This window comes from Burkholderia sola (assembly GCF_905400185.1).
Lineage (GTDB): Bacteria > Pseudomonadota > Gammaproteobacteria > Burkholderiales > Burkholderiaceae > Burkholderia > Burkholderia sola.
Genome location: NZ_FR989676.1, coordinates 17,895 through 37,203, shown reverse-complemented (window position 1 = coordinate 37,203; position 19,309 = coordinate 17,895). Strand labels below are relative to the sequence as shown.

Annotated in this window: 13 protein-coding genes and 1 tRNA gene; 9 read left to right on the top strand and 5 right to left on the bottom strand. The window is 62.9% G+C overall.

What is annotated here, in order from left to right; genetic code table 11:
• The first annotated feature begins 51 nt into the window (after positions 1–51).
• Complete coding sequence (gene dxs / locus KR541_RS16660; RefSeq protein ID WP_050011335.1) at positions 52–1,956, top strand: 1-deoxy-D-xylulose-5-phosphate synthase; 1,905 nt, start codon at positions 52–54, stop codon at positions 1,954–1,956.
• Between the two features lie 153 nt (positions 1,957–2,109).
• Positions 2,110–2,919 (top strand): GTP cyclohydrolase FolE2, encoded by an 810-nt coding sequence (gene folE2, locus KR541_RS16655; RefSeq protein WP_216089657.1) that lies wholly within the window; start codon positions 2,110–2,112, stop codon positions 2,917–2,919.
• Positions 2,920–3,008: 89 nt separating this feature from the next.
• Here folE2 and tsaD read toward each other — a convergent pair whose 3' ends face one another.
• Positions 3,009–4,049, bottom strand: coding sequence for a tRNA (adenosine(37)-N6)-threonylcarbamoyltransferase complex transferase subunit TsaD (gene tsaD, locus KR541_RS16650; protein ID WP_050011333.1), 1,041 nt, complete (start codon positions 4,047–4,049; stop codon positions 3,009–3,011).
• Between the two features lie 121 nt (positions 4,050–4,170).
• Between tsaD and KR541_RS16645 the strand changes: the two genes are divergently transcribed.
• From KR541_RS16645 to KR541_RS16620, 6 genes are all read left to right on the top strand, one after another.
• Complete coding sequence (locus tag KR541_RS16645; protein WP_256975831.1) at positions 4,171–5,400, top strand: BaiN/RdsA family NAD(P)/FAD-dependent oxidoreductase; 1,230 nt, start codon at positions 4,171–4,173, stop codon at positions 5,398–5,400.
• A 105-nt stretch (positions 5,401–5,505) separates the two neighbouring features.
• Positions 5,506–5,718, top strand: a complete 213-nt coding sequence (rpsU, locus tag KR541_RS16640) for a 30S ribosomal protein S21 (protein ID WP_006479415.1) — start codon at positions 5,506–5,508, stop codon at positions 5,716–5,718.
• Between the two features lie 194 nt (positions 5,719–5,912).
• Positions 5,913–6,359 (top strand): GatB/YqeY domain-containing protein, encoded by a 447-nt coding sequence (locus KR541_RS16635; protein ID WP_050011331.1) that lies wholly within the window; start codon positions 5,913–5,915, stop codon positions 6,357–6,359.
• A gap of 70 nt (positions 6,360–6,429) precedes the next feature.
• Positions 6,430–8,304 (top strand): DNA primase, encoded by a 1,875-nt coding sequence (dnaG, locus tag KR541_RS16630; RefSeq protein ID WP_124553982.1) that lies wholly within the window; start codon positions 6,430–6,432, stop codon positions 8,302–8,304.
• A gap of 88 nt (positions 8,305–8,392) precedes the next feature.
• Entirely contained in the window at positions 8,393–10,810 is a 2,418-nt protein-coding gene (gene rpoD, locus KR541_RS16625) for an RNA polymerase sigma factor RpoD (RefSeq protein WP_080334133.1), read from the top strand.
• 138 nt (positions 10,811–10,948) lie between these two features.
• Positions 10,949–11,027, top strand: a tRNA-Ile gene (locus KR541_RS16620).
• 210 nt (positions 11,028–11,237) lie between these two features.
• Here the strand turns inward: KR541_RS16620 and KR541_RS16615 are convergent.
• Genes KR541_RS16615 through KR541_RS16605 form a run of 3 tightly spaced genes read right to left on the bottom strand, consistent with a single transcriptional unit; the run spans position 11,238 to position 16,293 of the window.
• Complete coding sequence (locus tag KR541_RS16615; protein ID WP_216089656.1) at positions 11,238–12,536, bottom strand: TniQ family protein; 1,299 nt, start codon at positions 12,534–12,536, stop codon at positions 11,238–11,240.
• Entirely contained in the window at positions 12,533–13,573 is a 1,041-nt protein-coding gene (locus KR541_RS16610; RefSeq protein ID WP_216089655.1) for an AAA family ATPase, read from the bottom strand. Before KR541_RS16610 ends, KR541_RS16615 begins: the two co-directional genes overlap by 4 nt.
• A gap of 8 nt (positions 13,574–13,581) precedes the next feature.
• Positions 13,582–16,293: a DDE-type integrase/transposase/recombinase gene (locus tag KR541_RS16605; RefSeq protein WP_216089654.1), complete on the bottom strand. Its 2,712-nt coding sequence runs from the start codon at positions 16,291–16,293 to the stop codon at positions 13,582–13,584.
• 136 nt (positions 16,294–16,429) lie between these two features.
• Between KR541_RS16605 and KR541_RS16600 the strand changes: the two genes are divergently transcribed.
• Entirely contained in the window at positions 16,430–16,690 is a 261-nt protein-coding gene (locus KR541_RS16600; RefSeq protein WP_216089653.1) for a DUF6471 domain-containing protein, read from the top strand.
• 1,503 nt (positions 16,691–18,193) lie between these two features.
• On the opposite strand, the gene KR541_RS16595 is transcribed toward KR541_RS16600, so the two are convergent.
• Positions 18,194–19,258, bottom strand: a complete 1,065-nt coding sequence (locus KR541_RS16595) for a COG3904 family protein (protein ID WP_216089652.1) — start codon at positions 19,256–19,258, stop codon at positions 18,194–18,196.
• Positions 19,259–19,309 lie beyond the last annotated feature (51 nt).

The following is a 19,309-nucleotide window of genomic DNA, read 5'->3' as shown; positions in this document are numbered from 1 at the left end:
GGTGCGTGCAAAAGAATGCGGGCGCGTTTGATTTCCTACAATGGAACGACGATGTACGACTTGCTGAAAACCATCGACGACCCGGCGGATTTGCGCCGCCTCGATCGTCGCCAACTGCAACCGCTCGCGGATGAACTGCGCGCGTTCGTGCTCGACAGCGTGTCGAAGACGGGCGGCCATTTGTCGTCCAACCTCGGGACGGTCGAGCTGACGATCGCGTTGCACTACGTGTTCAACACGCCGAACGATCGCATCGTCTGGGACGTGGGTCACCAGACCTACCCGCACAAGATCCTGACGGGCCGCCGCGACCAGATGCACTCGCTGCGTCAGCAGGACGGCATCTCGGGTTTCCCGCGCCGTTCGGAGTCGGAATACGACACGTTCGGCACCGCGCACTCGAGCACGTCGATCTCGGCCGCGCTCGGGATGGCGATCGGCAGCCAGCTGAATGGCGACGACCGCTTCTCGATCGCCGTGATCGGCGACGGCGCGATGACGGCCGGCATGGCGTTCGAGGCGATGAACAACGCGGGCGTGTCGGAAGATGCGAAAGTGCTCGTGATCCTGAACGACAACGACATGTCGATCTCGCCGCCGGTCGGCGCGCTGAATCGCCATCTCGCGCGCCTGATGTCGGGCCGCTTCTATGCGGCCGCGCGCGCGGGCGTCGAGCGCGTGCTGAGCGTGGCGCCGCCGGTGCTCGAACTCGCGCGCAAGCTCGAGGAGCACGCGAAGGGTATGGTCGTGCCGGCCACGCTGTTCGAGGAATTCGGCTTCAACTACATCGGCCCGATCGACGGTCACGATCTCGATTCGCTGATCCCGACGCTGCAGAACATCCGCGAGCTGCGCGGCCCGCAGTTCCTGCACGTGGTGACGAAGAAAGGCCAGGGCTACAAGCTCGCCGAAGCCGATCCCGTGCTCTATCACGGCCCCGGCAAGTTCAATCCGGCCGAAGGCATCAAGCCGTCGACCACGCCTGCGAAGAAGACGTACACGCAGGTGTTCGGCGAGTGGCTGTGCGACGAAGCCGAGCGCGATACGCGCGTGGTCGGCATCACGCCCGCGATGCGCGAAGGCTCGGGCATGGTCGAATTCGAGAAGCGCTTCAAGGATCGCTACTACGACGTCGGCATCGCCGAGCAGCATGCGGTGACGTTCGCCGGCGGTCTCGCGACCGAAGGGCTGAAGCCCGTCGTCGCGATCTACTCGACGTTCCTGCAACGTGCGTACGACCAGCTGATCCACGACGTCGCGCTGCAGAACCTGCCGGTCGTGTTCGCGATCGACCGCGCGGGCCTCGTCGGCGCGGACGGCGCGACGCATGCGGGCGCGTACGATCTCGCGTTCATGCGCTGCATCCCGAACATGACGATCATGGCCGCATCCGACGAGAACGAATGCCGCCAGATGCTGCACACGGCGCTGCAGCAGCCGAACCCGACCGCGGTGCGCTATCCGCGCGGCGCGGGCACGGGCGTGGCGACGGTGAAGGAATTCACCGAGATCCCGCTCGGCAAGGGCGAAGTGCGGCGCCGCACGTCGCAGCCGGAAGGCAAGCGCGTCGCGATCCTCGCGTTCGGCACGATGGTGGCGCCGTCGCTCGCCGCTGCCGAGGAGCTCGATGCAACGGTCGCGAACATGCGCTTCGTGAAGCCGATCGACGCGGCGCTCGTGCGCGAGCTCGCCGAAACGCACGACTACGTCGTCACGGTCGAGGAAGGCTGCGTGATGGGTGGCGCGGGCTCGGCCTGCGTCGAAGCCCTGATGGAGAGTGGGGTTATCCGACCCGTACTACAATTGGGCCTCCCTGACCTGTTCATCGATCATGGCGACCCCGCGAAGCTGCTGTCGCAATGCGGCCTCGACGGCGCGGGCATCGCGAAATCGATTCGCGAACGCTTTCTGAATCCGGCGGCCGATGTCGCCGGTCAGGCGAAGCGCGTCGCGTAAGCTGACGCCGCCCGCGGGCGGCGTCGGTGCGACTGGCGCAACCGGTCTTCATTGATGCGGAAAACATGGGCCTGCGGGCCCATGTTGCTTTTCCGGCCGCCGCATGATGCGGCGTGCGCGTCGTCGGACGCGCGGCTTACAAGGATTGAACAAATGAACCAGATGAATCCCGCCTTCGTGATGCCCGACGTGCAGAGCACGGTGGATATCCGTCAGATCCCGATTCAGCGCGTGGGCGTGAAGGCGGTTCGGCATCCGTTGACGGTGCGTACCGAAAGCGGCGACGTGCAACCGACGGTCGGTGTCTGGAACCTCGACGTCCGTCTGCCGGCCGATCAGAAGGGCACGCACATGTCGCGCTTCGTCGCGCTGCTCGAAGAGAATCGCGCGCCGCTGACGGTCGAGCGCTTCCGCGCGATGCTCGCATCGATGCTCGTGAAGCTCGAAGCCGAGGCCGGCCGCATCGAAGTCACGTTCCCGTACTTCGTGAACAAGACGGCGCCGGTGTCCGGCGTGCAGAGCCTGCTCGACTATGAAGTGACGCTCACGGGCGCAAGCCGCAACGGCGACACGCGCGTGTTCCTGAAGGTGCTCGTGCCGGTGACGAGCCTGTGCCCGTGCTCGAAGAAGATCTCGCAGTACGGCGCGCACAACCAGCGCTCGCACGTGACGATCGATGCGGAGCTGGCCGCCGATCTGCCGGTCGAGGCGCTGATCCGCATCGCGGAAGAGGAAGCGTCGTGCGAACTGTGGGGGCTGCTGAAGCGTCCGGACGAGAAGTTCGTCACCGAGCGTGCCTACGAGAACCCGAAGTTCGTCGAGGATCTCGTGCGTGACGTCGCGCAACGTCTCGATGCGGACGAGCGCGTGATCGCGTACGTGCTCGAAGCCGAGAACTTCGAGTCGATCCACAATCACAGCGCGTATGCGCTGATCGAACGCGACAAGCGGCACGCTGCATAACGTCGCGGCGTTTTGTCGCGCCCATGACGAAGGCCGCTCGGAACCGAGCGGCCTTTTCGTTTTCTGTCTGGGGCGTCGCGTGGCGCGATTCAGCTTGCGAGCGACGCGAGATCCCAGCGCGGCTTCACCGTGAATGCGTAATCGGCATTCGCCTGTTCAGGCCAGCGGCCGAGCCGCAGCGCGCCCGCGAGCGCGATCATCGCGCCGTTGTCGGTGCACAGTGCGAGATCGGGGTAGTGCACGTCGAAGCCGCGCTTGGCCGCGGCCGCCGACAGGGCCGCGCGCAACTGGCGGTTCGCGCCGACGCCGCCCGCGACCACGAGGCGCTTGAGCTTCGTCCGCTTCAGCGCGGCGAGCGACTTCGCGACGAGCACGTCGACGGCCGCATCGACGAAGCCGCGCGCAAGATCGGCCTTCGCGCGTTCGAGTGCTTCGCCGTCGAGCTTCGCCGCTTCGAATTTCTTCATCTGCGTGAGCACGGCCGTCTTCAGGCCGCTGAAGCTGAAGTCGAGATCGCCCGAATGCAGCATCGGGCGCGGCAGCACGACCGCGCCCGGCGTGCCCGTTTCGGCGAGCTTCGATACTTCGGGGCCGCCCGGGTAGCCGAGGCCGATCAGTTTCGCGGTCTTGTCGAACGCTTCGCCGGCCGCGTCGTCGAGCGTTTCGCCGAGCGTCTCGTACACGCCGACGTCGGTCACGCGCATCAACTGCGTGTGGCCGCCGGAAACCAGCAGCGCGACGAACGGGAACGGCGGCGGCGCGTCGACCAGCAACGGCGACAGCAGGTGGCCTTCGAGATGATGGATGCCGACGGTCGGCTTGTTCCACGCGAGCGCGAGCGCATTCGCGATGCTCGCGCCGACCAGCAGCGCGCCGGCGAGGCCGGGGCCTTGCGTGAACGCGATCGCGTCGATGTCGTCGCGGCGCGTGCCGCTTTGCGCCATCACTTCCTCGAGCAGCGGCAGCGCGCGGCGGATGTGGTCGCGCGATGCGAGCTCGGGCACGACGCCGCCGTATTCGCGGTGCATCGCGATCTGCGAATGGAGCGCGTGCGCGAGCAGGCCGCGCTGCGTGTCGTAGAGCGCGAGGCCGGTTTCGTCGCAGGAGCTTTCGATGCCGAGAACGAGCATGGGTGAGGGCAGGGCGCGCCGATTCGGACGCGCCGCGGGTAGGTCGACGTAACCTGAAATTATAGCAGGCGGGGGCTCGCCGCCGCCGCGGGCGGGCCGGGCCCGAGGCCGGGCAGGTACAATCCGCGCCATGGAAACTTATGACATCGCCGTGATCGGCGCGGGCGCCGCCGGCATGATGAGCGCCGCGGTCGCCGGGCAGCTCGGCCGCCGCGTCGTGCTGATCGATCACGCGCCGCGGCTCGCCGAAAAAATCCGCATCTCGGGCGGCGGCCGCTGCAACTTCACGAACCTGTACGCAGGGCCCGACAACTACCTGTCGTCGAATCCGCATTTCGCGCGCTCGGCGTTGGCGCGCTATACGCCGCGCGACTTCCTCGGGCTGCTCAAGCGCCATCACGTGACCTGGCACGAAAAGCACAAGGGCCAGCTCTTTTGCGACCACGGCAGCGACGCGATCATCGACGTGCTGAAGCACGAGTGCGACGCGGGCGGCATCGCGTGGCGCCGGCCCGTCGTCGTCGACGCGGTGCGCCATGCGCCGGCCGACGGCTTTACGCTCGACACGCAGCAGGCCGGCCCGATCGGCGCGCGCGCACTGATCGTCGCGACCGGCGGCCTGTCGATCCCGAAGATCGGCGCGACCGACTTCGGCTACCGGCTCGCGAAGCAGTTCGGCCACAAGCTCGTCGATACGCGGCCCGCGCTCGTGCCGCTGACGTTCGCGCCGCAGGACTGGGCGCCGTTCGCGCCGCTGTCCGGCGTATCGCTCGAAGTGCGCGTATCGACCGGCGACAAAAAGCGCGGCGGCGAATTCGTCGAGGACCTGCTGCTGACCCATCGCGGGCTGTCCGGGCCCGGCATCCTGCAGATCTCGAGCTACTGGCAGCCCGGCGATCCGATCCGCGTCGACCTGCTGCCGCAGCGCGACACGGTGGCCGACCTGCTCGACGCGAAACGCACGTCGAAGCGCCAGATCGGTTCGCTGCTCGCCGACTGGGTGCCGTCGCGCCTCGCGCATGCGTGGCTCGACACGCATCGCGTCGCGGCCGACGCGCGGCTCGCGGACCTGCCCGACAAGACGCTGCGCCAGATCGGCGACGCGCTGTCCGGCTGGACGCTGACGCCGAACGGCACCGAGGGCTACAAGAAGGCCGAAGTGACGAAGGGCGGAGTCGATACGCGCGAGCTGTCGTCGGCGACGATGATGAGCGCGCGCGTGCCCGGGCTGTTCTTCGTCGGCGAGGCGGTGGACGTGACGGGCTGGCTCGGCGGCTACAACTTCCAGTGGGCGTGGGCGTCCGGCACGGCGGCCGGGCAGGCCGCGGCCGAGTATGCGCGAGGCGCCTGACGCGCCGGCCGGCACGGTTCTGGCGGGGGTGGGGTCCGTGCCTTTGACCCATCGCTCTGCTATACTCGGTAGTCTTTCCCTGCAAACCTTTATTCGTGTCGGATCATGACGATCATTCGCGTTAAAGAGAACGAGCCGTTCGAAGTTGCAATGCGTCGCTTCAAGCGCACGATCGAGAAGAATGGTCTGTTGACCGAGCTTCGTGCGCGTGAGTTTTACGAGAAGCCGACCGCAGAACGCAAGCGCAAGAAGGCCGCTGCGGTGAAGCGTCATTACAAGCGTATTCGCAGCCAGACGCTGCCGAAGAAGCTGTACTGAACGATTGGGCGCCGCGCGGTTCACTGAGCGGCGCACCGGCGACTCCGTGTGATCGGGTCCGGTCGCGCAGCCGATCAGGCGGCGAGTCGCCGATGCCGGATTCGAGCAACCCGCTTGAGACACTGTCCCAAGCGGGTTTTTGTGTTGACGCCCATTTGCGGGCGTCGGTTTCACGTTTCCATCCCGGGTGAAAGATGAGTTTGAAAGAGCAGATCAGCGAAGACATGAAGGCCGCGATGCGCGCGAAGGAAAGCGAGCGCTTGGCAACGATTCGCCTGCTGATGGCCGCGATCAAGCAGCGCGAAGTCGATGACCGGGTCACGCTCGACGACGCGGGCATCACGGCCGTGATCGACAAGATGATCAAGCAGCGCAAGGATTCGATCAGCCAGTTCCAGGCGGCCGGCCGCGACGATCTGGTTGCGAAGGAGCAGGCCGAGCTGGCCGTGCTGGGCGGCTACATGCCCGCGCAACTGTCGGACGCCGAAGTGGCGGCCGAGGTCCAGGCGGCGGTCGCGCAAACCGGCGCAGCCGGCCCGCAGGACATGGGCAAGGTGATGGGCGTGCTGAAGGGCAAGCTCGCCGGCCGTGCCGACATGACGGCCGTTTCCGCGCAGGTCAAGGCCGCGCTCACGAAGTAAAACCCGTTCCCGGCGCGCCCAGCGATGCGTGCGCCGGGCGTCGTATTGTCTTTTTTCGCTCGATCCCACGGTGATTCCGCATTCGTTCCTGCAGGATTTGCTGAACCGCGTCGATATCGTCGACGTGGTGGGCCGGTACGTGCAGCTCAAGAAGGGCGGCGCCAACTTCATGGGGCTGTGCCCGTTCCATAACGAGAAGAGTCCGTCGTTTACCGTCAGCCCGACCAAGCAGTTCTATCACTGCTTCGGTTGCGGTGCGCACGGCACGGCGATCGGCTTCCTGATGGAACACGCGGGGCTCACGTTCCCGGAAGCCGTGCAGGAACTCGCGCAATCCGTCGGGCTGACCGTGCCGCACGAGCCGTCGATGCGCGGCGGTGGGGGCGGAGGCGGGGGCGGCGACTATCCGGCGCCCGTGTCGAAATCGGTGGCGACCGCGCTGTCCGACGCGATGACCGCGGCGTGCGACTACTACCGCAAGCAGTTGCGCGGCGCGACCGTCGCGATCCAGTACCTGAAGAACCGGGGCCTGACCGGCGAGATCGCCGCGCGCTTCGGTCTCGGCTATGCGCCGGACGGCTGGCAGAACCTCGAAGCCGCGTTCCCCGACTATCGCGACGAGTCGCTTGTCGAGGCGGGGCTCGTGATCGTCAGCGAGAAAACCGACGCGCAGGGTGTCGCGCGCCGCTACGACCGGTTCCGCGAGCGGATCATGTTCCCGATCCGCAACGTGAAGGGGCAGGTGATCGGTTTCGGCGGCCGCGTGCTCGGCAGCGGCGAGCCGAAGTACCTGAACTCGCCGGAAACGCCGCTGTTCAACAAGGGCAGCGAGCTGTACGGGCTGTTCGAGGCGCGGCTCGCGATTCGCGAGCGCAAGTACGTGCTGGTCGTCGAAGGCTACATGGACGTCGTCGCGCTCGCGCAGCTCGGCTTTCCGAACGCGGTCGCGACGCTCGGTACCGCGTGCACGCCGATTCACGTGCAGAAGCTGCTGCGACAGACCGACACCGTCATTTTCAGTTTCGACGGCGATTCGGCCGGGCGGCGCGCGGCCCGGCGCGCGCTCGAGGCCTGCCTGCCGCATGCGGGCGACAACCGGACGATCCGGTTCCTTTTTCTGCCGACCGAGCACGATCCGGACAGCTACGTGCGCGAGTTCGGCGCGGACGCGTTCTCCGAGCAGGTCGAACGCGCAATGCCGCTGTCGCAATTTCTGTTGAACGAAGCCATTGCCGGCAAGGCGCTCGATCAGCCGGAAGGCCGCGCGAAGGCCCTGTTCGATGCGAAGCCGCTGTTGCAGGCGCTGCCCGCGAACGCGTTGCGCGCGCAGATCATGCACATGTTCGCCGATCGCCTCGATATCCCGTTCGAGGAGGTCGCGGCGCTGTCGGACGTCGATACGCGTATCGCGGCGCCGCCGCGTCAGGCGCCCGCGCGCAGCGAGCGGCGTCGCGTGACGGACAGCGAAAAGCGCGCGCTGCGCACGCTGGTAATGCATCCGCGCATCGCATCGCAGCTCGACGACGAACAGATTGCGACCCTGCGCGCGCTGCCGCGCATCGGCGAATTGTTCGCGGAAGTTGTCGATCATGCGCGTGCGCTGGGCGACGGCGCGGAGTTCCGGCTGCTGTCTGATGTCCTGAGGACGTCCTCGAATGGGGCGACTTACGAGGAAATCTTCCGCGAAATTCTGGACTATGATGAAAACGTCCGCGATTTGCTGTTACAGAATCCGGAAGACGAGACGGTGCCCGAACGGCAGCGTGAGCAGGAGCGGATTGCGGGGGAGGAGCTGCAGGCAGCTGTGCTCAAGATGCGCTACGACGCCTGCTGCGACCGGCTGGACAGGCTGGCGCGGCAATCCACCTTCACCCCCGAGGAACTGGCCGAATTGACGGAATTGAACCAGCAGCGAACCGACATGAAGCGTCGGCTCGGGCTGTAGGCGGCCGGGGCGCTTAGAGAGGGCTCCCCAGCGTGCTATAATATAAGGTTTCCAGCGGTTTGTTTTCCAAGCAGAGGCGAGAATCGCGATGGCAAAGACGACAGGCGGAAAGAAAGCAACGGGCAAGGGCTCGACGGAGCCGACCAAAAAGGTCACAGCGGCCAAGTCTGCTTCTTCCACCAGGACAACGTCTTCAGCCACGTCAGCCCCTGCAGGAAAGAAAACCGCGGCCGGCACTGCTCAGGCTGCGCCGGCGCCGGCAGCCAGAACACGGGCTGCCGCCAGACCCGACTCCGGGCCGGCCAAGCCGGCGGCGAAGCGGGCAAGTGCGAAAAGCGCAAGGGACACGACTGCCGACGCGGACGAAACGGCAGTACGTACTACTCATGCACCCACGGTTCAACCGGCTGTCGTCCAGCAGCCGCGAGTCGATATAGCCGGTACGGCGAACTCCATGACCAAAAAGCTGAACGAAGTATCCGTCGAAGACGACGCAAATCAGAGCGACGAGCAGCCCGCAGCCGCGGCTGCACCGGGCAAGTCCAAGGTGCGCGATCGTCGCGCCAAGGAAAAGGCGCTGCTGAAGGAAGCGTTCGCGACGAGCACGCCGGGCACGGCCGAGGAGCTCGAAGAGCGCCGCGTGAAACTGCGCGCGCTGATCAAGCTCGGCAAGGAGCGCGGCTTCCTCACGTACGCCGAAATCAACGACCACCTGCCGGACAACTTCACCGAGACCGAAGCCCTCGAGGGCATCATCGGCACGTTCAACGACATGGGCGTGGCGGTTTACGAGCAGGCGCCGGACGCGGAGACGCTGCTCCTGAACGACAACGCGCCCGCCGCGTCGTCGGACGATGAAGTCGAGGAGGAAGCGGAAGTCGCGCTGTCCACCGTCGATTCGGAATTCGGCCGCACGACCGATCCGGTCCGGATGTACATGCGCGAGATGGGCACGGTCGAGCTGCTCACGCGCGAAGGCGAAATCGAGATCGCGAAGCGGATCGAGGACGGCCTGCGCCACATGGTGATGGCCATCTCCGCGTGCCCGACGACGATCGCCGACATCCTCGCGATGGCCGAACGCGTCGCGAACGAAGAGATCCGCGTCGACGAGCTCGTCGACGGCCTGCTCGATCCGAATGCTTCGGACTCCGCCGATACGGACGGCTTCTCCGCGAAGGAAGCGGAAGCCATCGAGAACGAGGATGAGGAAGCCGAAGAGGAAGAGGAAGAAGAGGAAGAGGAGGAAGACGACGGCGCCGCGCAGGCATCGGCGAACGCCGCCCAACTCGAAGCCCTCAAGCGTGCGTCGCTCGAGAAGTTCTCGCAGATCAGCGAGTGGTTCGACAAGATGCGCCGCGCGTTCGAGAAGGAAGGCTACAAGTCGAAGGCCTACCTGAAGGCGCAGGAAACGATCCAGACCGAACTGATGACGATCCGCTTCACCGCGCGTACCGTCGAGCGTCTGTGCGACACGCTGCGTGCGCAAGTGGACGAAGTGCGTCAGGTCGAGCGTCAGATCCTGCACATCGTCGTCGACAAGTGCGGCATGCCGCGTTCGGAATTCATCGCACGCTTCCCGGGCAACGAGACGGATCTCGACTGGGCGGAGAAGATCACCGCGGAAGGCCATTCGTACAGCGCGGTGCTGTCGCGTAACGTCCCGGCGATCCGCGAACAGCAGCAGCGCCTGCTCGACCTGCAGGCGCGCGTCGTGCTGCCGCTGAAGGACCTGAAGGAAACCAACCGCCAGATGGCGGCCGGCGAACTGAAGGCACGTCAGGCGAAGCGCGAAATGACCGAGGCGAACCTGCGTCTCGTGATCTCGATCGCGAAGAAGTACACGAACCGCGGCCTGCAGTTCCTCGACCTGATCCAGGAAGGCAACATCGGCCTGATGAAGGCAGTGGACAAGTTCGAATACCGTCGCGGCTACAAGTTCTCGACCTATGCGACGTGGTGGATCCGTCAGGCCATCACGCGCTCGATCGCGGACCAGGCGCGCACGATCCGTATTCCGGTTCACATGATCGAAACGATCAACAAGATGAACCGCATCTCGCGGCAGATCCTGCAGGAAACCGGTCTCGAGCCGGATCCGGCCACGCTCGCCGAGAAGATGGAGATGCCGGAAGACAAGATCCGCAAGATCATGAAGATCGCGAAGGAGCCGATCTCGATGGAAACGCCGATCGGCGACGACGACGATTCCCATCTCGGCGACTTCATCGAGGACACCAACACGGTCGCGCCGGCGGATGCCGCGCTGCATGCCAGCATGCGCGACGTCGTGAAGGACGTGCTCGATTCGCTGACGCCACGCGAGGCGAAGGTGCTGCGGATGCGTTTCGGTATCGAGATGAGCACCGATCACACGCTCGAGGAAGTCGGCAAGCAGTTCGACGTCACGCGCGAGCGGATCCGTCAGATCGAGGCCAAGGCGCTGCGCAAGCTGCGTCACCCGAGCCGTTCCGACAAGCTGAAGTCGTTCCTCGAAGGGAACTGATTTCCAGCGTCTCTGCCACGAACGCCGCCGGTGTCCGCATGATGCCGGTGGCGTTTGTTCCCTCTGTCGTCTTTGTTGTTACAATGCCGGCCCGGCCTCGTTGCCGGGGTGGCGTGTAGCACGCTTTGCTTCTCGTCTGGGCCCCTAGCTCATGCTTGGTTAGAGCAGCGAACTCATAATTCGTTGGTGCCGGGTTCGACTCCCGGGGGGCCCACCAGATTCGCTTCCACGGTTGTCCGGGGGAAGCTGTGCCGTTAAGCATAAAGTGGCCACCTGGACACGTTATGCTTGATTTCCCGATGGGACACGTTTTGCTTTATCGAGTAACGGTGCTAGGGTTAGAGGTTTTGCCCCGCGGAGCGCGGCGTAGATACGAAAAAGCCGGCGCATAGGCCGGCTTTTTCATTGCGGGATGGGGGCTGGTCGTTTAGCTTACGCCGAACGTCTCCTTGACCTCCTGTAGGACGTCTATGACACCTCGGATGCTGCCCAGGACCTCCTTCGGTACGCGGGCATCTAGCTCCCGCAGGTTGATTGCCTTGCCGTCGGCGAGGATATCCCTGCACGCGGCCTCGATGACGGTGCGAGCATTGTCGACGCTTCGTTCTTTTCGGCGTTGCATGTATTGCGTCCAGCGCTCGGCCAAAACGCGCGCCTCCTTGTTCGCGTGTTGATAAAGCAGTCGGGCGTCGACGTCGAGCCTGCGTGCGGCTTCGGACACGCTGATGATTGACGGTAGCTTGCTGAATGTCCGCAGTTCAGCCCGAACGTTATCCCAGTCGATTGCGCGAGCCGCCGCACGTTTTGTCTCGTCGGGAAACAGCAATGCGAGTTGATGGACTTCGGCCGAACAGGGAGCCCAATCAGTTAAATCGCCCGTGAGCAACTGCGGCAGCGCCAATCCTGTTTGCGAGGCGATGCGCAGATGCGCCGGCAATGCAGGGGCCCCCGCCTGCTTCAGCCAATAGTGAACCGTTGTCTTGCTCAGGCCCACACGCCGAGCGAAGAGCGCCCCTTTGCCGTTGTCTAGCCGGGTGACGAGCGTTTGTATTGCGTCCTGCATTGCGTGCCGGCTTGGCGGCGTCTCGAGGGACGCTTGCGCTTTCAGCATCGCACCGACCTGGGTGGCCTTCCAAAGTTCTTCTGCCGTGGCAGCAGGAGGCGGTTCTCCGTCTCCGAGGAAAGCGCCGCAGTGCGCGCACCAGCCGGGCACCACGTAAGCGGATTTGTGTCGCGCGTCGGGGCGGCCGCAATCCGGGCAGATATGCACCAATTCGGCCTTGTGTCTGGCGCATACGGTTACTGCACCCACGTCCCATGCGAGGCGGAAATACGGTGTCTTGCCGCTTTCCTTGTCTTCGGCGAAGCACGCTGGGCACCAGCGTGCCCGCGTCGCAGCGAGGCTCGTCTGTGCGATAACGTCACGCCATGGCAACAGCGTGAGTCTGTCCAGCCGCTCGACGCTCGTTAGGGCAGAGAGAGCGGCCGACCAGTTGCTTGCCGCGTCTCCGATGCCGCCAATGTTTCCCACGTGCCATTCGTGTTTCTCGGAAAGCTCCCAGCCAACGGTCCCGGCGACTTGCCTGCAAAGCGCTGCGACGGACACGCTATGCGATACGGCCAGCCGGCAGAAGTAGCTGAGCAGGCTCTCGACCTCAGGCGTGTCGAGGCCGATGGGCACCAGAGCGTGCAGCGTCGAGCGCGGATTCGAAATCGAATAGCTCATGCTGCGCTCCTTCTGCTGGTCGCTGCGTGCCGCCGCTGGGTGGGCATGATGCGGGTGAGGCCGGGATTGATGGCCTCCTCGCCCTCGAGGATTTCGGTGAGAATCCGGTCGCGCTGCGCCTCTGTGAGCAGCGCGCGCCGTAGCGCATCGGTTGACCAACGACCGTCGGCATCGGCCAGTCGGGAGGCTCGGACAAGCACGCTGCTCAGCGTGCCGATGCAACCGAGCGTGTTTTCATGAAGCGCCTCCGCGTAACGCGTCAACTCGCCGCCCCACAGCGCGGGCAGCATCTTTTCGAATGCCTGGATACAGGCGATGAATGCGCGAACGTCTTCGGGGCGGTCCTGCCGATAGCGTTCGAAATGGAGGACATGCGAGCGTCTGGCGAGTTGACCAGACAGCGACATAAGCCGGTAAAGGTCGTAGGAGCCGACCAACACCATCTGCGTGCCGCATTGGTTCACCAGGGACTTCAGCGTATCGAGCTGAATCTCCAGCTTTGAACTGCCGCGCGTCTGGTGAATGATGTGGGCAGCTTCGTCGATGACGAGGAATTGGACTTTCCGCTCGCGCAGCGAGCGCTCGACGGCCGTCCGTAATGCCGCGAGACTGTTGCCACTGGCACCGCGCGGCCGCACCATGCGTCCCGATTGGGCGTCGACGCCATAGGCTGCTTTCGGCGAGTCGAGGTCGTCACCGAGTTGGGAGAGAATCTGGCGATAGAAAAGTCTCCACGAGAAATCGTTCTCGCCAGAGGCCGGTGCTTCGACGAAGAGGGCCGGAATCGTGCCGGCGTTCGCCTCCATGTCCGCAGCGGCGCGTTCGACCGCCGCCTCGACCATGTACCTGGCCAGCGTGGTCTTGCCCGCTCCCGTCGGACCACAAACGAGGAGTGTGCTGTCCTGGCTGCCGGGGTAAATCAGGGTCTCCAGTTCAGACATGACCTGTGCAATGCGCGGGTGTCTGATGCGCTTACCGAGCAGAGCGCTCGCCGAATTTGGTACCGGCGAGAGCGGGGCGGAATGTTTTTGTTGCATGAATCACCTCAAAAAGTGTCAAGGTCAGGAATGTCGTCCCACGCCGCTGCCTCGGGCGGCGATTGGACCGGATTGTTTGTTGATGTCGTTGGTGACCTTGTCTCTGCCGGCGATTCGGCAGCACTGGATGTTTCCTCGATGAGGCTAAATCGATTTAGAGGAGCAACGGGGGCGATGCTCGCGAACTGCAAACTGTTATAAAGCGACTTGTTTTCCGCCTGGCGTTCGAGAGCAACAGCCATCGCGCCTTCTGGCGTGAAGGTGCGCATGAACTCCTTAAGGCGCTGCGCGTCCTGCTCGTCAGCGACCGATGTGCGGTAGCGTCGGTCGTATTCTTGGGTCAGTGCTTTCCTCTCGTTTTCGGTTAGCTGGCCAAGACCGCTCAAGCTCGGGCAGACGGCTTGAATCCATTGGTCCTTTATCCGTACATAGACGGACGATGCATCCCACGGGTCATACCTGACGGGAAGCCGTTGACCGGCGACTTGATAAGACCGGAATGCGGGGTGGTGATAGAGCCGCTCGTTCACCTTTACGCCGCGCTGCGGATGAATTTGTCGCAGTCCTTCCCGGTCGACCGGGGGGCATGTCGCAATCAGGAAGTCCCTGTTGAACTGGATATGCAGGTGCTCCCGCGAGCCGCTTTCACGAAGGCCACGCTGAAACGCCTCACGCGGCGATTCGCCGAGGACGGGGTGCTGTTGCTGGTCATAGAAATCCGTAGCCCAGTGTTCAATGCCGTAATACATTGGTTCGAGCGTCCACTCGGCGAGGTTCTTGGGTAGATGCGAACCGGACACCATGCGGACTTGCTTTGTGGCCTTCGTGTTGCCCGCGAGACCGTGTATGTAATCGACGTTCAGCCGGCCGAACATTCGTTCGAGCACTGCTCCGTGACGTGGGTTGCCGGACGGACGGAAACGCAGATGGCAACCCATTGCCTTGAGAAATGATTTGAATGCTGAAGACCGAAAGTCGCTGCCGTTATCGACGACCATAATTTCAGGCAGCCGATGAAAGCGACGTACCATGTCGCGGACCGCCATCATCACCGAGTGATATGAAGGCGGGTCATACGTTAGGAATATGCCCACGATGCGCCGGGTATACGCGTCCACGGCAAGCGATAACCACGGCCTGCCGAGGTTCTTGCCCGTGCGGCTGGAAATGAGTTCGATGTCCAGTTCGGTGTGGTCGATATGCACATACTGGAACGGTCGGCTACCGTGAATCGGCGTGTGATAGTGCAAGGCGTCCACGAAGGCATCTTTCTGGTATGCCAAGCGTTTGCCTTCGCGAACCCGAGTGTCATGGTTGGTCGTCTGCCCTTTGATGCGTGCAATCAAGGTTGGGTATGACGGCGCCGGCACATTTTCTTGTTCGCACATCACTAGCAGGTGCCGATGGCAGGTCTTGTAGTTAATTGCCTTGCTGGTTCGCCATTCTTTGTCAATGACCCGGTCCATCATGTCAATCTGCTCTTCACTCAGCCGAACCGTGTGGTTTCCGCGAGCACTGATGTGCGGAACCAAAGCCAGAATCTCATGGTCGCCATTCGCTCGAGCGACGGCCTGGCGAGCATTCCAGCGACGCAATGTCCTGGCGGAAACAGTCGCCACTGCCGATTCGGACTGGAGTAGCGTCTGGCGCCGAAGTGCTTCCGCGTACTCTTCTTCGGTATACCGGCTCAGACCGAGGTCGGCGGGCGGTGCTGCTTCGAGGACCCGGATGCGATTTTTGTCATGAGCCGCAAGGAGCCAGTCTCGCTGAAGCTCCATGGTGGTTTGGTCCTGCCTATTGCAGACCACGCTTTTTTCGCCGACTAGCGTGATGGTCAGTTCCTGGCCTTCGAATTCGAACCGCGTGCCGATGGCAATATGAAGTGCGAAGCGTTCGTAGCCGGGCGGCGTTGCGCGATGTGACTCGGCATAAAGGAACTCGCGAAGCGTTTTGTCCCGGTAGGTTCGGAAGCGTCGAGGATTGCGTAGGGACTCGTGGTCAAGGTCCGTCACAACGAGTTGGTCAGCGATGGCCTTGTTCACATGGTCGGCGCTGAACGCGTACGGCGGCTCGAGCAATTCGTAGAAGAAAAGCGCGCCATGTTCCTTCAGGCCGGCATCGAGACGAGCGAGAACATCTTCGGGACACGGTTCTGCCGCCGGGAGGTAATAGTCGGCGAGGTGCTGCAGGTTTTCGATGCGGCGCCGCGGAATCGCGGCGTCGCTGCGAATCCGGTACCGAATACCGCGTTCGGCGAGCTGCTCCTCGATTTGCGGCGAACACCAGTTCCCGTCAGGATGTCGCTGGTAGCGATAGGGGTACTTGTCGGCCAGCCGGGTCAGCTTTGCCTCAGACTTGCATTCCTCGAGCGTGATGCCGTCCTTGGAAATGACGAGAAAGTCCGGCGTGTGATGTATCGCACGGATTTCACCGGTGGAGTCGTCGACCAGGGTGAGCTGTAACTTGCACGGCTGCGGATAAAACTCCAGCACATGTTCGTCGTATTCGAACCCGATAGCGGCGGCGAACTCGATGCCGTAGCTCTCCGTGGCGATTTCGCGCGCCATCTTCCTGCTTGCCACATAGGTAATGACATTGCCTCCCCGGGAGGCAACATCGCGCACGGGCGCGTGGATGCGCGCCTCCTGGACCAGCTTGCGGCCCGGGAGCGGCGTGCCCAGATGGTCGAACAGGTCGGTCAGTTGTGCCTTGTTCAGCATTACGTCCTCACAAAAATTGCCTACAAAGGACGTGTAGTGCTGCGCGCATCCGACCGGTCATATACGACCGATTAAAGTGTGCGAGAATTCGCGCTTCCTTAAAAATCTGAGGCCAATTCAAGGCAAAGGTGCAACGATGGGCGAGATGCCGCTCAAAAGGACTGGGTCCCAAGCGGACCCGTACGGCTCGTGGGAGGAGACGGCGAAGGAGCTGATAGTGGAGAAGATGTACCGGCGGCGCCTGACCTATAAGGAGCTGGCGAGGCGGCTGGAGCAATACGGCATAGACGAGTCGCCGGACCAGATAAACCGGAAGGTCAACCGGAAGACGTTCTCGGCGGCGTTTCTGCTCGCGTGTCTGGCGGCGATGGATGTCAGGACCGTTCGGATTGCGTAGTGAGCGGGCGCTCGGGACACGAGCGTCCGTGTAGAACCTGCGCGGGTCCATCCATCGGAATCGCTTCGCCTGTCGCATGGCCGTCTCACATCGTACCCTCTCATAAAATGGGGAACGATGCCATGGACTAAAGGGCCATAGCACAGAGGTTGCGAATACTCAGGTCGGCGTTGCGCCGAACTTCCAAGCTAGTAGATTTGACTGTCGGGTTCAAGGTTTGTTGAGGGGCGATGTTCGGCGGGCGCTTGTCCTTGGCGGCGCATCGGAACAGCGACCGTGTCTTGTCCCCAAAAACTGTCGATAAACCCGTGGATAAGTGCTTGAGGACGCTGCTAAGCCATTGATGCTGCTATGTTTTGTGACGGTGACCTGCCAGTGAGCGCCGACGGACGATATACACATTCACCCGTCGGTGGCGGCGACGTTCATGAAAGACTTCGCGATTCGAATATTGTCGTCGACGACGGCAGCACGGCGGTGATGCGTGGGAACGAGGTCGGAGCGGCGTCCGCGCCAACGGCGGAGCCTCCTACGTCGAAGACGCCGCTTACTTGCAGTGCTTCAATTGCGTTGCCGGCAACAGAGCATACTCATGCGCACGAAAAGCGCTATACGGTTGTGCCACACGTCGGCCGAGCATGAGCCGCCCGACGACTGGGCCATCCCGTCCGACTGATGGGCTTCGGTGAGTGGCCGCTTGCGTGGACGGGGGCTGAAACCACCACTAGCACGCAGGGGATAGCCGAGACTAGGGGGATAGCGTCTGAGATATCGGCAACGGGATGGCGAAGCTAGCGTCCCGCAGGACGCGTAGAGGCTGGCGGGCGAGGCGGCTCCGTACCGGTGACAAGTTGGGCGGAGAGGCTGAGTGGAAGGTTTTCCCGGGCGTAGATGCCGTAGGGAGGCCTGGGCTCAGCCTCACCACCCGGAGACTCAAACCAATGGGAATGCTCGGGGCTGAGCCTTTTGGGGGATGGAATCGAATGTCGATATGACACGGAATCTGGCGAAGTCAGTGACGGTAGCTGGCGTCTCCGCATACATGACCGGGTTGTGCTGAATTGCATTAATTTCGGTTACGAATCCTCGATTCAGTTTCGGTTACGTGACTCTTTCCGGCCGCTGAGCCTTACCTCGCAAGGTGTAACCACAATTGATGTCCAAGGGGCGCTGGAGCATTTTCCAGCGCCCCCTTGTTTGCGCATGGCACCGCGATTTCGCCTTCGTGAGGCGCCAACTCCTAGAAACCGCCCTCGATGCCGATTTCTAACTGTTTCGTCCTCTTTGGTCTGCACCGGACCTTCTTTCACTACCACAGGGGCGAATTCGACGCTTGGCTCTGGCACGAGTTGCAGCATCGGTTCACGTGCGATTGAACCTCGAAGTTGAAGCACGCTTGGCCGAGCAGCGGTTATCGCAGAGCGTCATGGTGGCAGGAGCCCGGGTACCTGGCGAGGCTTACGCGCGGGCTCGGCGTGATGAGCATCGTTTCGAAACCGACAACTATTGGCCCGTTTGCGGATAGAGGTTGCAGTTATTGACGAAATCCCGGATTTGGCCCCGGACTGCCCGGATGTCTGCGGCCCCCGTGCTCCCTACCGCTCCGTCCGCAGCCACCCAGGAGGTGATGGTGTTCGAGACCAGCAGCTTCCGGATTTCAGCCGGCGAGAGAACGCGCTGCACCCAGACTGTCGACTGAACTACACTCAGGCCATCGGCTGAGCCACCCTTGCGCCTGGTTTGAATCGTCTGGTCGTCGAACGTGAAAAAAGACTGGGTCGCCCATTCGTATTTTCCTTTGGCATCCTGAGGGCTGGTCACGATACCGCCCATCATTTCCAGCTTGCCACCCGCACAATCGATGATGAAACGGGCGCTGTAGCTCGTGTATTTCTGCTCAATCCGCAGATACGTCGCGCCGCGGGCCTGTTTCAATTCGGCAGTCGTTGGCTGCACTCCCTCGTTCGAAAAGTGAAGCCTGCTGGCATCGGCTGCAGTCAGCCAGAGAATGTCATTGGGACGGACCGAGGCTGACGCCGAAAAAGCCAGCGCATCAACCCCCATTCGTTGTAGGTAAGCGACCAGCAAGCCGCTTACTTCCTGGCTGACTTCACCGCCAACGTCGTTCTGCGAGGAAAACTGATGGATGCCGAGACGCGTGTTTCCGCCCGAGTAATAGCGTCCGAGTCCGCCTGCAAACGCGTAGGCACACGCGCTCGCGCAGAAGCCGCGCGAGACCATCTCGCCACCGGCATAGGTTGCGATTCCCGTGTCGAATCCGAGCTTCCTGATGGTGTCACCAAGCGACATGCCGCCCATGAGTGAGCCGCCCGGTGAATTGAACAGCACCATCCCACTCTCGATGTGATTCACGCGAACAAATTGCTCCAACTCGCGCGCACTGGTTGCCGTAATTTCTCCGTCTGCGTAGATTGGTGTGCGCTCCCCGTGAAGGCCCATCCATACAATGATGGCTCCGGGGTTGTGCTTCGGAGCTGAGAACGTCATCGCATTTGCCGTATTACTTGCGACACTGAAAAACAGCAAGATTATCCGTAGTAATTTCATGGTCTCATGCCCCGACTTTCCATCGAATATTCGTCTCAACGACAGTGATTC